Origin of the sequence: Marinobacterium marinum, from assembly GCF_013868415.1 — a bacterium.
GTDB classification, from domain to species: Bacteria; Pseudomonadota; Gammaproteobacteria; order Pseudomonadales; family Balneatricaceae; genus Marinobacterium; species Marinobacterium marinum.
Genome location: NZ_JACEMT010000053.1, coordinates 1,173 through 16,114 on the forward strand (window position 1 = coordinate 1,173; position 14,942 = coordinate 16,114).

Below are 14,942 nucleotides of genomic sequence, written 5' to 3' on the forward strand. Positions count from 1 at the left end.
ATCAAGGCCTGATAACGGTTGGAGCGATACTGAACCCCTCGATCGGAGTGAATGATCAGGCCAGGTTCGATATCGCGTCGCTTGAACGCCATATTCAGGGCATCCGTAATCAGCTGCTCTGTCATACTGGTATCCAGTGCCCAGCCGACGATGCTGCGGGAATACAGGTCCATCACCGTGGCCAGATATAGCCAGCGATCCCTGACCCAGATGTAAGTGATGTCGGTGGTCCATTTTTGGTTGGGACCAGCGGCATTGAAGTGACGTTTGAGAAGGTTGTCCGCTACGCCCGTCATCGCTTCCGTTCGTGGGGTGTACTTGAAGGCTTTGCCGTTACGGGCCCGAATACCGTTATGTTTCAGGATATTGGCGACATAGTTTACGGAGCAGTCGATCCCCAGGGCATTGAGTTCCTGCGTGATTCTGGGGGCCCCGTAACGGGCCTTGTAGGTGGCAAAGGTATCCATGACCTGCTCTTCCATGATCTGTCGCCGACGCACACGGGCACTGAGGCCCCGACCCAACCAGCGGTAGAATCCTGAGGCCGATACATCCAGAACTCGGCACATCAACCGTATCGCGTACTGCCCACGATACTCCTGTATCAGAGCGTACTTTACTCCTGCTGGCTCGCAAAGTACGCAGCTGCCTTTTTTAGGAACTCGAGCTCCTTCTTCAGCGCATCACGTTCGCGCTTCAGTTGCCGGACCTCATCACTCTCCGGTTTGGAGTAGTCTACCCCGTTCAGGCTGTTAAACTGCTTCTCAGACAGCCGGGTAAACTGACGTCGCCAGTTGTAAATCTGCCCGGGATGAATCCCCAGCTCCTTGGCCACTGAGACCGCCGTATGTCCGGGCTGATCAGCACGCCTGACTGCCTCGCGCCGAAACTCTTCGGTATAGTGCTGATATTTTTTCCTGGCCATCTTGCACCTCCTCGTCAGGGGTAAACCTAACTATAGAAGGTGTCTACTGTTCGTGGGTAACTCGGAAACCTAACAGTCTGTTAATGAGGTCTACGACCTCATAATAATTATTAGCAGGTATACCTTTTAATTTTCACACTTTAAATTGGATATACCATAAGTGATTGAATCTAATATAAAAAATAATGGAGGCACGTGTCTCGCCGATCTAAACGGGTATTTCAGGCAGTTCATTCCTTACCGAAAGGGTATAGCGCCCAAGGGAAGGCTGAGCCGATAGCTGCAAGTAGCAGCTATAGCCAACAGAATTCGAGCCGCCTTACACGGCGGGTGTGAAATATGAAAATCCATCAACCAGTCCCTTTGGATCTTTACCGGAGTGCTTGTGCATCTACTGCCTGTCTGATGCATGGATGAGTCTGCAATTTTTTCTGGCGAGGTTCAAGCGGGATTACCCCCATCGCCGGTGCTTATTTCAAGGGCTGCTTTGGGTTGGTGCAGGCACCGAGTGTGACAGCTCTGCGGTACTGTTCAAACAGGCTCGTGTATTGGCTGCGAGGCTTCCGGGTGATCAGATGCGTTATGATTACTGTCATTGATGCAATCGGGTCAGTTGGAGATACCAGCGTATGGAAACGAAGAAGTCGAAATATGGAATGATCGGCATGGCCATTGGTGGCCTTGCCTTCTTGTTGGCGCTTGTGCATTTCTGGGCAGGGCCTTTATCACCCAAGCCTACACTTGAAACAGTGGTTGCTGAAAAGGTGTCTTCAATACGCAATGCGGCTCTGGATGCATTGAAAGGCAAAGAGCCTGTCCGGGTACAGCAGGCTGCACACTGGGACAAGGATAAAATGGTCGAAGTCGCTACGGTATTCTTGGGGGGTGTTGCATTCATCCTTGGGCTGATCGGTTACGCGGTCAAGGAGTCGTCTCGTGTTACGGGCGGAGCTGCGATACTTGGGATCAGTGCCATCGCATTCCAGTTTTTGGCCATGTATGCCATGGCGTTACTGGTCGTGCTTTTGATCGGGTTGGTGTTATCCAGTTTAAATGTGGATATCGGCATCGGATAAGTGCCTGGCAAGGTGTCAGTGGTTATGGGCCAGATCGACGTGAAGTGCCAATAATTTAAAAGGATTTTGTATGAAACGTATCCTGCTTGCAGGCTTGTGCCTGTGTTGTGCGGTACCTGCTTTTGCCAATTCGGGCTTGCCTGAGGGGGCCATACAGGAGGGTACTTTGTCGAATCAGCAATTGATTCATGATGCCATGCTGGGTGTTGCCGCTGATGTTGCGACCCAAGGCTGTGACAGCCCGGAAAACTTCATGCCTTATGTCATGGCCATGCCTGAAGGACAGGTTGGCTCACGCTATTGGCGTGAGCTTTGGGTCGTTCAAGGCTGTGGCAAGACGTTTCCTGTCAAAATACGTTTCAGTGAAAAGGGTGTCGGGGCTGCAAACTGGGTGATCGAGTAATCCGGCGCATCAGGTCTCGAATCGGGATGGCCCGGGGGCTGTAAAAGTCGAACCTGAACCCGGTTATACACGCCCAGTATCAGTCATACGGAGATGGATCGTGAGTATTCCGCTGAAACGTTCTCAACGGGTTGCACTGGTATTGATACCGCTGTTGTCGATGCTGTTGTTGCTGACCCCGGCCGCCGATCTGTTGACGCATCGGCAGCAACTGTCAGCTTTGCTGGTGATGACGGGCATGGTGCTGTTTGCAACCGGTGCGCTGCCGGAATTCGTCAGTGCGCTGGTCATTCTGGTGCTGGCGATGCTGTTGTCGCTGGCACCGGCAGAGGTGGTGTTTTCGGGACTGACCTCGACTGCCTGCTGGCTTATTTTCTCGGGGCTGGTGATTGGGATTGCGATCTCTGAAACGGGACTGGCGCAACGGGTTGCCGATCGTTTCAGTCGTTCTCTGGACCGCAGCTATACGCGCCTGATTACCGGTATTGTGCTGATGGGGGTGCTGTTGGGGTTTTTGATGCCCTCGTCGGTGGGGCGCATTGTGCTGTTTATTCCCATTGCACTGGTGATTGCCGAGCACTGCGGCTTTGCCCGTGGCAGCAATGGGCAGCATGGTGTTTTGCTGGCGGCAGCCTTTGGCTCCCACCTGCCCACGTTTGCGATATTGCCGGCCAACATTCCCAATATGATCATGATCGGTTCGGCAGAAAGCATCCATGGCTGGACGCCGATGTTCACCGAGTATTTGTGGCTGCACTTCCCCGTGTTGGGTGCTTTGAAGGCAGTGTTACTGATTATTGTCATTCTGAAGTTGTATCCCGATACACCACGGCGTGCCACGCCGGAGGGGCGGCAGGGTGCGCTGAGTTTTCAAGAAGGCCGGTTGTTGGCCATTATGCTGGTAACACTGGGATTCTGGCTGACGGACTCGGTACATCATATCTCGGCAGCCTGGATAGGGTTGGCTGCTGCCACGCTGTTACTGCTGCCCGGTATTGGCATGGTGTCGCCCAAGAGTTTTAACGAAAAGGTCAAGATCAGCTCGATTCTGGTGGTGGCAGGGCTGCTGGGGATTGCCGGCCTGATCAATTACAGCCAGCTCAGCCAAGTGGTGGGCGGGCGAGTCCTTGATTGGTTGCCGCTGGCACCGGGGCGGGATGCGGTAAATTTTTTCTCGCTGTCGCTGGCAGCCATGTTGACCGGTGTGGTCGCCACGCTGGCGGGTGTTCCCGCCACATTGACGCCGCTGGCGGAACAGGTCAGCGAAATGACCGGCTTCAGTCTGGAGGCGGTGCTGATGACACAGGTGTTCGGCTTTTCAACGGTGATTTTTACCTATCAGTCGGTTCCTTTGATGATGGCGATGCCTCTGGCGGGAATGTCGATTGGGCATGCGGCACGACTCTGCCTGATTATGGCTGCCCTGAGTGTTCTGGTACTGCTGCCGCTGGATTACCTCTGGTGGCAATGGCTGGGCTGGATTTGAAACAAAGCGTCATCTCTGCTTCTGTGAAGCGGGGGATGAAGAATTAAAATTGTTGTTTGTATTCAATAGGATACAAAAATATAGTTTTTGCTAATTGATGGAGTCAACGTATAACATGGGTTACATAAAAATATAACAATCAGGTGGGAAGGTGTTGTGTTCACAGCACCATACCCCTAGCAAGGAGCCAGCACAGCATGGGTTTCAGACGTTGGTTGATCAAGGCCCTTGGCGGGCAGGACGGAACAACGACAACAGAGTTGGCAGTCGATGCTGCGGATGAAGTGTTGGATGATGCCATTCCCGAACCGGAAGACCCTTTGGAAGCTGAGGCGGCAGGCCTTGATTTCAAAAGCGCCATTGAAGCGCACCAGCGTTGGAAAATTCGCCTGAATGACGTGATTGCCGGACGCTCCCAGGAAGACCTTGATCCGGCGGTTGTCGCACGTGACGACTGCTGCGCGTTGGGGAAATGGATACACGGCGTGGGCGGCGATCAGTTTGCGACACAGCCGGAGTTTGCGGAACTCAAGCGGCGCCACGCTCACTTTCATGTTTGTGCCGGGCATGTCCTTATTCTGGCCCAGTCAGAACGCAAGCAGGAAGCACTGGAAGAGATTAACCAGGGCAATTTTGCGACTATCTCACGTGAGGTCGTGATGCATTTGGCACATATGTATACTCGGTTGAAGCAATGACCCCCACGTTGAAGAGAGAGTAACTCCGTGTCGCGTTTGTATATTTACGATCACTGCCCGTTTTGCGTGCGTACCATGATGGTCGCGAACTATCGGCAGGTCAGTGATCTGGAGCAGGTGATTCTGCTGAATGATGATGAAGAAACCTGTCATCGCCTGATCGGACAGAAGATGGTGCCGATTTTCGAGCATCAGGGTGTTGCGATTGGCGAAAGCATGGAAATCGCCAAATTGCTGGATGATCTGGGTGCAGCGGACAAGCGACTGCGTCCGCTGCAATTGAGCGAAGCAATTCAGCCATTGTTCCAGCCGGTGCAGTTTCAGAGTTGGGCGCTGAATTTCCCGCGTGTCACCCGCATCGGATTGGCGGATTTCGCTACCGAAAGTTCGTGCGAATATTTTCGTGCCAAGAAGGAAGCCCTGCTGGGTTGTTCGTTCGAGCAGGCGCTGGCGGATACCGAAGCACATAAGGCGGACATCGAGCGTGCTCTGGCGGAGTTGCCGGCGTTGTCCCTGCCGTCGGAGCAGGGTAATACCCTGAGCTGGAATGATGTGATGAATTTCCCGGTCGTGCGCAGTCTGACTTTGGTGAAAGGGCTGCGTTTCCCGCCACGGGTTGAGCAGTGGCTGCACGAGGTGTCGGCCTTGAGCGGTGTCGAGCTTTATTTCGATCGTGCGATCTGAGGGCCGGATGATGCAAATGAAAGCATGCCTGCTGGGTCTGGCGCTGAGCCTGTCGGGGCCGTTGGCCGCCGCGGACGTGGATACGGCGATTCAGTATCGTCAGGGTACCTTTGCCGCGATGGAGTGGCAGCTGAGCCGTTTGGCGGCCATGGTGCAGGGGCGCGTGGACTTTGATGAAGACGAATTTCGTCAGCGGGCCGGGCATTTGGTGCTGCTTGGCGAGATTGTCGATGAGGGGTTTGCTGATGCCCAGAGTGCTCGTGGTGATCAGGTTGAAACACGTGCGTCCTGGCGTATCTGGAGTTCTCCGGACCGTTATGCCGTGCTGATGCAGGAGATGCAAACGCAGAGCCGGGAGTTGCAGCAGGCGGTGGACGGACATTCGGGGCGAGACAAGTTGCGCCCACTGGTCGGACGTTTGGCACAGAGTTGCAAGGCGTGCCATGACACGTTCAGAGACTGATCGGGCAGTGTTCGCCTGACGCGGCCGGTACCGCTGCGGAGATGCCGTTCTTAAACCGAAAAACCCCGCCGGCTGCGCCTGCGGGGTTTTTTGTCGGATGGCTGAATCAGCCGGCCTGTTTCGCTTTCAGTTCCAGACGGCGGCGATGCAGAACCGGTTCGGTGTAGCCGCTGGGCTGTTCACAGCCCTTGAAGACCAGCTCACAGGCAGCCTGGAAGGCGATGCTGTCATCGAAGTTCGGTGCCATCGGCTGGTACAGCGCGTCATCGGCATTTTGACGGTCAACTACGGCGGCCATGCGTTGCATGGTTTCCATCACCTGGGCTTCGGAGCAGACGCCGTGGTGCAGCCAGTTGGCGATATGCTGGCTGGAAATGCGCAGAGTTGCGCGGTCTTCCATCAGGCCCACATCGTTGATGTCCGGCACCTTGGAGCAGCCCACGCCCTGGTCGACCCAGCGGACCACATAGCCGAGAATACCCTGGGCGTTGTTGTCCAGTTCCTGCTGGATCTCTTCAGCGCTCCAGTTCGGGTTCTGCGCCACCGGAATGGTCAGGATATCATCGAGGCTGGCGCGTGCTCGGTTTTTCAGCTCCTGCTGACGGGCGAATACATCCACCTTGTGGTAATGCAGCGCATGCAGGGCAGCGGCAGTTGGAGAGGGAACCCAGGCGGTGTTGGCGCCAGAAAGGGGGTGGCCGATTTTCTGTTCCAGCATGCTGGCCATCAGGTCCGGCATGGCCCACATGCCCTTGCCGATCTGGGCACGGCCGCTGAGGCCGCAAGCCAGCCCGGTGTCGACGTTCCAGTCCTCGTAGGCCTTGATCCAGGCCGAGCCCTTCATGTCGCCCTTGCGGATCATCGGTCCGGCTTCCATGGAGGTATGGATTTCGTCACCGGTACGGTCGAGGAAGCCGGTGTTGATGAAGACCACGCGTTCCTTGGCGGCACGGATGCACTCTTTCAGGTTGACGGTGGTACGGCGCTCTTCGTCCATGATGCCCATTTTCAGGGTGAAGCTGGGCAGGCCGAGCGCGTCTTCGATGCGGCCGAAGAGTTCGTTGGCAAAGGCCACTTCCTCCGGACCGTGCATCTTCGGTTTCACGATATAGGTAGAGCCGGTGGTGGCGTTGCGGAAGGGGCCGTTGCCCTTGATGTCATGAACTGAGATCAGGGTAGTGACCACGCCGTCCAGGATGCCTTCCGGGATTTCGTTGCCGTCACGATCGATGATCGCCGGGTTGGTCATCAGATGGCCCACGTTGCGCACAAACATCAGACTGCGGCCCTTCAGGGTCAGACTGCCACCGTTGGGGGTTGTGTACTCGCGGTCCGGGTTCATGCGACGGGTGAAAGTCTTGCCGCCCTTGCTGATCTCTTCGGTCAGCGTACCTTTCATCAGGCCGAGCCAGTTTTTGTAGGCCAGAACCTTGTCTTCGGCATCAACGGCTGCGACCGAATCTTCGCAGTCCATGATGGTGGTCAGCGCCGCTTCCATCAGGATGTCCTTGACGCCGGCGGCATCACTCTTGCCGATCTGGCTGTCACGGTCGATCTGGATTTCGAAATGCAGACCGTTGTGCGTGATCAGAATGGCGGTCGGGTTACTGGCGCTGCCGGTATAGCCTGCCAGCTGGGATGGCGTTGCCAGGCCGGTTTCGCCGCCATCAAGCAGTGCCACACGCAGCTGACCGTCCTGAATACTGTAACCGGCAGAATCCTTGTGAGACGCTCCAGCCAGGGGAGCACTCTCGTCGAGGAAATCGCGACCGAAGGCGATGACTCGGGCCCCGCGGGCCGGGTTGTACCCCTGTCCCTTCTCGGCGCCATTGTCTTCAGCGATGGCATCGGTACCGTAGAGTGCGTCATACAGGCTGCCCCAGCGTGCATTGGCTGCGTTCAGGGCATAGCGGGCGTTCATTACGGGCACCACCAGCTGCGGACCGGCCATGGTGGCCATTTCAGGGTCCACATTCTCGGTGGTGGCGGTAAAGTCTTCACCTTCCGGCAACAGGTAACCGATTTCCTGCAGGAAGGTTTTGTAGGTGTCTAAATTGAAGCCAGTGCCGCGATTATCGCGGTGCCAGGCGTCGATCTGAGCCTGAATGGTGTCACGTTTGGCCAGCAGCTCACGGTTACGCGGTGCGAGGTCGTGCACGATACTGTCGAAGCGGCTCCAGAACTGCTCTGTTTCCACGCCGGTACCCGGCAGTGCTTCGCTGTTGATGAAATCGTAAAGCTCTTTGGCGACTTGCAGGCCACCGACCTGTACCCGTTGGCTCATTTTTTTGCCTCGATTTTTTATGATCGTCGCGGTCCGAGGGGAGCGGATCCGGACAGGAAAACGGTCCATTAAAGGATTGTGCATTGCGAAAGTAGCGCATTTTTTTTCATCTGTCCCGCGTATGCGCCTAAAGTATGAGGGGTGGGTCGATAGTGGTGTTTTCGTGGAAGATCGCAGTGTGTTGACAGTTTTTAATGCGTTTTTCGTTGTTTTTTTACAAACCAAGGGGCCGCTTGGCGACCCCTTGGTTATCGTATAAACAGAATGGCGGGCGTGTCGTAATTTTAGAACAACCAGCTGCCGGAATTGGGCAAGGGCTGGCGTTTCTCCAGGCACTGGTAGCCCTTGACGCAGCGGATGATGAACCAGATGGCGGTGGCGAGCAGAATAATGAAACCGATACCGATAAAGGTCAGTGCCAGGCCGATACAGCTGTACAGCAGACCGATCCAGAACGTGCGAATCTGCCAGCGGTAATGATCCTGCACCCAAGCGGTGGCTTCGCCTTTGTACATGTAGGCCATGACAACACCGACAATACCGGTCAGGCCGACAATCAGGCTGACCAGGTACAGGATGTAGACAATCTTGGCATTACTGGCTCCGGTGTCCTGTTGCGGGGCCTGTGTGGGGGTGTCCGTCATAGTGTTCTCCTTGAACATGAGTGTGGTTGGGACAACGGCAGATATTCCCGTTTTGTCGTGCGGGCGTCAATCACGGGATGACGACTGACGTGCGAGGAGTTGCCGGGGCTGGCGGCCCCGGCAACGGTGTTACAGGTAGAACGGCAGGTACAGGGCCACTTTGGGGAAGAAGAACACCAGCAGCAGGCACATGAACATCAGCAGGATGAATGGCCAGACACCGCGTACTACATCCATTATCGGGCCTCCGGAGACGGCTTGTATTACGAACAGGTTGAGTCCGACCGGTGGTGTAATCAGCGCACACTCGATCATGATGACGAAGATGATGCCGAACCAGATCGGGTCGATGCCCAGCGGTGCCAGCGAGGGGTAGAGCACCGGCATCATGATCAGCAACATGGAGATGGACTCGAGGAAGAAGCCCATGATCAGCAGCACCAGGCAGACCGCCATAATGAACAGGCCGGCTTCACCGATGTGCATGCTGACGAACATCGAGATCTCCTGCGGGATCTGATACAGAGTGATCGCCTTGCCGAACACCTTGGCCCCGGCCATGATCAGGAAGATGGTGATCGAGGTCTTCATGGTATCCATGCAGGCGGCCTTGAAGCCGTCCCAGGTGAAGGTCTTCAGCGCCAGCACGATGATCAGGGATACAGCCACACCGATGGCGGCGGACTCGGTCGGGGTAAAGATACCGGCATAGATGCCGCCGATGATCACGGCGGCCAGCAGCAGGGTCGGCAGGGCGCGCAGGGTCGCGCTGCGACGCTCGCCCCAGGAGGCTCGGGCGACCGGGGTGCAGGCCTTGCCGAAGATGGCATAGAGGAAACTGAAGGCGATAAAGCTGCCGGCCATGATCAGGCCCGGTACCACACCGGCCAGGAACAGGTCGACGATCGATTCCTCGGTAATCACGCCATAAACGATCATCGGAATCGACGGCGGGATCAGGATGCCCAGTGTACCGCCGGCGGCGATCAGACCGAGTACGAACGGGCGGTGATAGCCGCGATCGGTCATTTCCTTGATCGCCACACTGCCGATGGTGGCGGCGGTGGCTACCGAGGAACCGGAAATGGCGGAGAAAATAGTACAGGAGGTAATGGTGGCGATGCCCAGGCCCCCCGGCCAGTGCCCAACCCAGGTCTGCACGGCGTTGAACAGGTCCTTGCCCACGCCACCCTTGAGCAGGATGTTGGACATCAGCAGGAACAGCGGCACCGACAGTAGAATGAAACTGTCGAACGAGGAGTACAGCGCCATGGGCACCATCAATGGCGAGATATCGGCCAGCAGCAGCATCGCCAGGCCCAGTCCGCCCAGCACGAAGCCGACCGGCACGCCGGACAGCAGCAGCATCAGCAGGGCAAAAATAATCAGTGCAACCGTCATCAGATATTTACCTCTTCCGCCGCCTGCAGGTGGCCGCCCAATACCAGTGCGGCTTCGGTCAGACATTGAATGAACAACAGGCCGAACCCGACCGGAATGGCGCTTTTGGTGAGCCACATGGGCAGCCCCAGCATGGAGGCGGAAGCGGACCCCATGGTGATGGATTCCATTACGATCTCACTGCCGTACCAGGCCACCCAAGCGGAAAACAGGGCGATGACCAGCAGTGACCAGAGTTCGGCCAGGGTGCGCATGCGTGGACCAAAACGGGCGATCAGCATGTCGATACGAATCAGGGCCTGGTGCTGCAGCAGCCAGCTCGCACCCAGACAGGAAGCCCAGATCTGGCACAGCAGAGAGAGATCTTCCACCCAAATGGTAGGGGCGAGAAAAATATAGCGGGCCACCACTTCATAGGTGATCATGACGGCGATGGTGACGAACAGGGCCGCAGCCAGGCGTCCACACAGGGTCACGATGCGGTGGTTAAAACGGACCCAGCGTGAAGGGTGAGCGGCGCGCCAGGCCTGCTTGTCATGTTGAGAGGCGTTCACATCTGACATGAGTAATTCCGACGACTGATAACGAACAAAACGGACACCCCCGCAAAGGGGTGTCCGTCAGGAGTAAGGGAGCAGGGGAATCAGAGTGCGCGCGCAGCGTCGATCACCTGTTGTCCCAGTGGACCGGCATTGTCGATGAAACTGTCCAGTACCGGGCGGGTTACCTGTTGCCACTTGGCCACATCGTCCGCACTCAGTTCAATGACATTCATTTCCTTTCTGGCATTGGCAGCGGCTTCCGTTTCCAGCGTCTGAATCTTGTCACGCAGCTGTTGTTCAACCTTCACGGCGGCGGTTTGCAGAATGTCGCGTTCGCGCTCGGTCAGACCCTGCCAGACTTTCTCGTTGATGATGGTCATGAACTCGATGTTGGCATGGTTGGTCAGAGTCAGGTGGTCCATGACCTGGTACAGCTTGCGAGGGCCGACTGCGGTGATACCGGTCATGCCGGCATCCACGGTGCCACGCTGGTAGGCCAGGAACTGCTCGGAGCCGGCCATGACGGTCGGTGCCGCATCAACGGATTTGGCGAATTCGCCCAGCGTCTTGCCGAACACACGCACTTTCATACCGGCCATGTCTTCAGGCAGACGAATCGGCTTTTCCTTGGACAGCAGTGCAACGCCGCCATAGGCCTGCCACCACAGAGGACGTGCGCCGGTGGCGATGATTTCATTATCCAGCAGAGTACGCAGTTCGCTGCCAGGAGCCGTGGCTTTGATCACCTTGTCGTAGGTGGGGAACATGAAGGGTACGTAGAACACATCCACCGCCGGGATGGTGCCGGCCAGCTGGGTCACGCTCATGACGCCCATTTCAATGGCGCCGGAACTGACCGCATGGTGCACTTCCTTGTCCTTGTACAGCTGAGCGGAGGGGAAGATCTGGATCTTGATGTCGCCGTTGCTGGCCTTTTCCACTTCGTTCTTGAAGTCCACCATGTTCTGGCCCAGGTGGTGTTTCAGTGGCAGCTGCAGGGTGACTTTCAGCGTGGTTTCCGCCAGTGTCGGCATGGCGGCCAGCGCAGTCATCAGTATGCCGGAGCCGAGGAGAGTCTTCAGTTTCATGATCATTCCTTGTTTATAGTTCTCGTTTGACCTGGCCTGATCAGGGGCGGCCGTCTTGCATCAACTGTTGTACCGATTCGGGGAGTGGTCGTGTCAGGCTGCGGGGGCCAGCCTGTACGACCTGGCCGGGCAGCGCGTGATCGACAATGACGCCAAGGCGCTGTGATTGCTGCAGCAGGGCGTTCAGATCCACGCCGGTGTCCAGATCCATTTCGTGCAGCATATGGACCAGATCTTCGGTGCAGATATTGCCGGTGGCGCCCGGAGCGAAGGGACAGCCGCCCAGGCCGCCCAGAGAGGCATCAAACTGGTCCATGCCCGCTGCCAGTGCTGCCAGAACATTGCTCAGGCCGAGGCCCCGCGTGTTGTGGAAATGCAGGGTCACATCCAGCTCCGGCCAGCGCGTATGCACGGCCTGGCAAAGGTCGTACACCTGCGTGGGTACGGCCATGCCGGTGGTGTCGGCCAGGGTAATGCTGTGCAGGCCGCGCTCCAGATAGGCATCGATAACACTCAGTACCCGGTCTTCTGCCTGCGGGCCTTCAAACGGGCAGCCGAAGGCAGTGGCCAGCGAGCCGTTCAAACGCATCGGTGTGCCGGAAGTCATTTCGGCAATGCGGGCGAACTGCTGCAGCGACTGCTCGCAGCTCATGCGCATGTTGGCCAGGTTGTGGCTGTTGCTGACCGACATCACCAGGTTGATCTCGTCCACCGCCAGTTCCAGAGCGCGGGTGCAGCCTTTTTCGTTGGGTACCAGCGCCACATAGGTGGTGTCGGTGTCGCGGGTGATGGCACTCATGACCTCTTCCGCATCGCGCAGATTGGGGATTGCGCGTGGAGATACGAAGGAGGTGACCTCAATCTTGTGCAGCCCGAGCCGTGCCAGTGCATTGATCAGTTCGATCTTGGTGTCGGTGGGGATGAACGCGGGTTCACTCTGAAAGCCGTCGCGTGTGACGACTTCGTTGACTCTGACCCGATGGGGCAGGCTGGCAAACATCAGAGGGCTCCCTTGTCCTGCAACCGCCGGATGGCATCGGCGTCATAGCCGATCCCGGCCAGGATTTCTTCATTGTGCTCGCCCAGCTTGGGGCCCAGCCAGCGGGTGGTGCCCGGGGTGGCACTCAGTTTGGGCACGATGCCGGGCAGGGATATCTCGGCACCGTCCGGCAGCGGCTGTTCAGTGATCATGCCACGGGCGCGGAAATGCGGGTCGTCGAAAATTTCGGCGGCAGTGTTGATGCCGCTGGAAGGCACGGCAGCATCTTCCAGGACCTGGAGTGCGTCCTTTAGCGGGCGGCTGGAGGTCCAGGCCTCGATCGCTGCGTCCAGCTCGTCACTGCGTCGGGCACGGCCATCGTTGTGTGCCAGGTCGGGGTCTTCGGCCAGATCCTGGCGGTCGATGGCGTTCATCAGGCGTTTGAAAATGCTGTCACTGTTGGCGGCAATGACGATGTAGCGGTCATCGGCGCTGCGATAGGTGCTGGAGGGGGCAATGCCGGGCATGCTGGCACCGGTGCGTTCGCGGACAAAGCCGAACATGCCGTATTCGGGAATCAGGCTTTCCATGACGCCAAAGACGGCTTCATACAGGGCGACATCGACATACTGGCCCTTGCCGCCGTTCACTTTCAGGTGGTGCATGGCCATCATGGCGCCGATGACGCCATACAGAGAAGCCAGAGTGTCACCAATACTGACGCCGGCCCGCACTGGCGGTCGGTCAGGGTAGCCGGCCAGGTGGCGCAGGCCGCCGATCGATTCGGCAATCGCGGCAAAACCGGGGCGCGAGGCGTAAGGGCCATCCTGGCCGTAGCCTGACACGCGAATCATGATCAGGGACGGGTTGATGGCGGACAGCTGGTCCCAGCCCAGATTCCATTTTTCCAGCGTGCCGGGGCGGAAGTTCTCGATCACGATATCGCATTCGGCCACCAGCTTGTGGATCACTTCCTGAGCCTCGGGGTCCTTGAGGTTCAACGTCAGGGATTTTTTATTGCGGCTTTGCGAGTACCACCACAGCGAGGTGTCCTTGTGCATTTTGCGCCAGCGACGCAGGGGGTCTCCGGTACCGGGCGGCTCGACCTTGATCACTTCGGCACCGAACTGGGCCAGAATGCTGGCGGCATAAGGTCCGGCGATCAGGGAGCCCAGCTCAAGTACGCGTACACCTTCCAGCGGCAGGGGCTGGTTTGCCTGTTCCTTGGCGGAGGATTGTTCCTCGGTCATGTTTACCTCGTCTTCGCATCACATGGCTACAACTCTGTGTTTGAAGATAATGGTCCTGAACCGGGAAATGACAAAATGGTTAAATGAGAGGCTGCCATCTCCAACGGAGATGGCAGCCTCTCAGTCGTCCTGAGTCAAATATTCTAGCAAGCGTCGCGTGGCCTGTGACATGGGCTGTTGATTGTTGGTACAGAGCTTGAGGTTGCGATGGGCCCAGGCATCGTTCAGAGCAATGGCCTTGATGCGCCGGGTATTGACATAGGGGCGGGCAATATCCATGGGCATGATGCCGATGCCCAGATCCTGCTCCACCATGCGCAGCAGGGCTTCGTAGCTGGTGACCTGAATACGCATGCGGAAGGGCTGCTCGGCAGCGGCAGCGGCGTGGAGCAGCTTGTTGTTAATCGCGCTGCCGGTATGCAGACCGACGTAGTCATATTTGAGGGTGTCGGCAAAATGCAGTCTTGGGGTATCGGCCAGGGGGTGTCGGTTGGCGGTAATTACGACCAGATTGTCGGATCGATAGGGGTAAATCTGCAGGTTTTCAGTATCGCCCAGTACTTCGGTAAAAATGCCGATATCGGCCTTGCGCTGGGCCAGAGTATCGATAATTTCCGAACTGATTTTTTCTTCCAGCTGAATCTGGATCAGGGGATGCCGGTCAAGGAAAGCCTTCAGCTGACGGGGCAGAAACTGGGTGATGGCGGAGATGTTGGCGACAATGCGCACTTCTCCGCGGACACCCTGGGAGTACTCGTGCATGCGGGCATGCACCTCGTCCAGTTGCTGCAGCACGCTGCGCGCCAGCTGGGCCAGTGCCTTGCCGGCCTGGGTGCCTTCGACGCCGCGATTGGTACGAACCAGCAGCTGGGCATCCAGGTTGTGTTCCAGCTCACTGATGCGTTTGCTGACGGCCGATGCGGCAATGTGTTCGTGCTCGGCGGCGGCGGCAATGGTGCCGGTTTCCAGCACACGAACGAACAGACGCAGAGAGGTAGGGTCCAGGCGCATATAACGGC

At 57.3% G+C, this 14,942-nt stretch carries 16 protein-coding genes; 6 read left to right on the forward strand and 10 right to left on the reverse strand.

Annotated features, from left to right (window positions below):
* On the reverse strand, positions 1–608 hold a 608-nt coding region (locus tag H1S06_RS13135; RefSeq protein ID WP_255483112.1), incomplete at its 3' end, for an IS3 family transposase.
* A gap of 8 nt (positions 609–616) precedes the next feature.
* Positions 617–925, reverse strand: a complete 309-nt coding sequence (locus tag H1S06_RS13140) for a transposase (RefSeq protein ID WP_220183886.1) — start codon at positions 923–925, stop codon at positions 617–619.
* Between the two features lie 629 nt (positions 926–1,554).
* On the opposite strand from H1S06_RS13140, the gene H1S06_RS13145 reads away from it, so the two are divergent.
* From H1S06_RS13145 to H1S06_RS13170, 6 genes are all read left to right on the forward strand, one after another.
* On the forward strand, positions 1,555–2,001 hold the full coding sequence (locus tag H1S06_RS13145) for a hypothetical protein (RefSeq protein WP_181740958.1): 447 nt from the start codon (positions 1,555–1,557) through the stop codon (positions 1,999–2,001).
* 70 nt (positions 2,002–2,071) lie between these two features.
* Complete coding sequence (locus H1S06_RS13150; RefSeq protein ID WP_181740960.1) at positions 2,072–2,404, forward strand: hypothetical protein; 333 nt, start codon at positions 2,072–2,074, stop codon at positions 2,402–2,404.
* 100 nt (positions 2,405–2,504) lie between these two features.
* Positions 2,505–3,890 carry an SLC13 family permease gene (locus H1S06_RS13155; RefSeq protein ID WP_181740962.1) on the forward strand — a complete coding sequence of 462 codons (1,386 nt, stop codon included), beginning with the start codon at positions 2,505–2,507 and terminating at the stop codon, positions 3,888–3,890.
* 197 nt (positions 3,891–4,087) lie between these two features.
* Positions 4,088–4,588: a CZB domain-containing protein gene (locus tag H1S06_RS13160; protein WP_181740964.1), complete on the forward strand. Its 501-nt coding sequence runs from the start codon at positions 4,088–4,090 to the stop codon at positions 4,586–4,588.
* Positions 4,589–4,615: 27 nt separating this feature from the next.
* The gene (gene grxB, locus H1S06_RS13165; protein ID WP_181740966.1) at positions 4,616–5,272 is read left to right on the forward strand and encodes a glutaredoxin 2; all 657 of its coding nucleotides are present in this window, start codon (positions 4,616–4,618) and stop codon (positions 5,270–5,272) included.
* 16 nt (positions 5,273–5,288) lie between these two features.
* Positions 5,289–5,735, forward strand: a complete 447-nt coding sequence (locus H1S06_RS13170; RefSeq protein WP_220183887.1) for a c-type cytochrome — start codon at positions 5,289–5,291, stop codon at positions 5,733–5,735.
* Positions 5,736–5,841: 106 nt separating this feature from the next.
* On the opposite strand, the gene H1S06_RS13175 is transcribed toward H1S06_RS13170, so the two are convergent.
* The 8 genes from H1S06_RS13175 to H1S06_RS13210 all read right to left on the reverse strand — a co-directional run bounded on the left by H1S06_RS13175 (position 5,842) and on the right by H1S06_RS13210 (position 14,934).
* Positions 5,842–8,019, reverse strand: a complete 2,178-nt coding sequence (locus H1S06_RS13175; RefSeq protein ID WP_181740970.1) for a malate synthase G — start codon at positions 8,017–8,019, stop codon at positions 5,842–5,844.
* Positions 8,020–8,303: 284 nt separating this feature from the next.
* Positions 8,304–8,663, reverse strand: coding sequence for a DUF4870 family protein (locus H1S06_RS13180; RefSeq protein WP_181740972.1), 360 nt, complete (start codon positions 8,661–8,663; stop codon positions 8,304–8,306).
* 129 nt (positions 8,664–8,792) lie between these two features.
* Positions 8,793–10,064 (reverse strand): TRAP transporter large permease, encoded by a 1,272-nt coding sequence (locus H1S06_RS13185; protein WP_181740974.1) that lies wholly within the window; start codon positions 10,062–10,064, stop codon positions 8,793–8,795.
* Positions 10,064–10,627 carry a TRAP transporter small permease gene (locus tag H1S06_RS13190; RefSeq protein ID WP_181740976.1) on the reverse strand — a complete coding sequence of 188 codons (564 nt, stop codon included), beginning with the start codon at positions 10,625–10,627 and terminating at the stop codon, positions 10,064–10,066. Before H1S06_RS13190 ends, H1S06_RS13185 begins: the two co-directional genes overlap by 1 nt.
* 80 nt (positions 10,628–10,707) lie before the next feature.
* Positions 10,708–11,694, reverse strand: a complete 987-nt coding sequence (locus H1S06_RS13195; RefSeq protein ID WP_181740978.1) for a TRAP transporter substrate-binding protein — start codon at positions 11,692–11,694, stop codon at positions 10,708–10,710.
* 40 nt (positions 11,695–11,734) lie between these two features.
* The gene (locus tag H1S06_RS13200) at positions 11,735–12,694 is read right to left on the reverse strand and encodes a hydroxymethylglutaryl-CoA lyase (RefSeq protein WP_220183888.1); all 960 of its coding nucleotides are present in this window, start codon (positions 12,692–12,694) and stop codon (positions 11,735–11,737) included.
* Positions 12,694–13,923 (reverse strand): CaiB/BaiF CoA transferase family protein, encoded by a 1,230-nt coding sequence (locus tag H1S06_RS13205; protein ID WP_181740980.1) that lies wholly within the window; start codon positions 13,921–13,923, stop codon positions 12,694–12,696. The genes H1S06_RS13200 and H1S06_RS13205 overlap by 1 nt, the downstream gene beginning before the upstream one ends.
* Before the next feature lie 120 nt (positions 13,924–14,043).
* Positions 14,044–14,934 carry a LysR substrate-binding domain-containing protein gene (locus tag H1S06_RS13210; RefSeq protein ID WP_181740982.1) on the reverse strand — a complete coding sequence of 297 codons (891 nt, stop codon included), beginning with the start codon at positions 14,932–14,934 and terminating at the stop codon, positions 14,044–14,046.
* Positions 14,935–14,942: the final 8 nt, after the last annotated feature.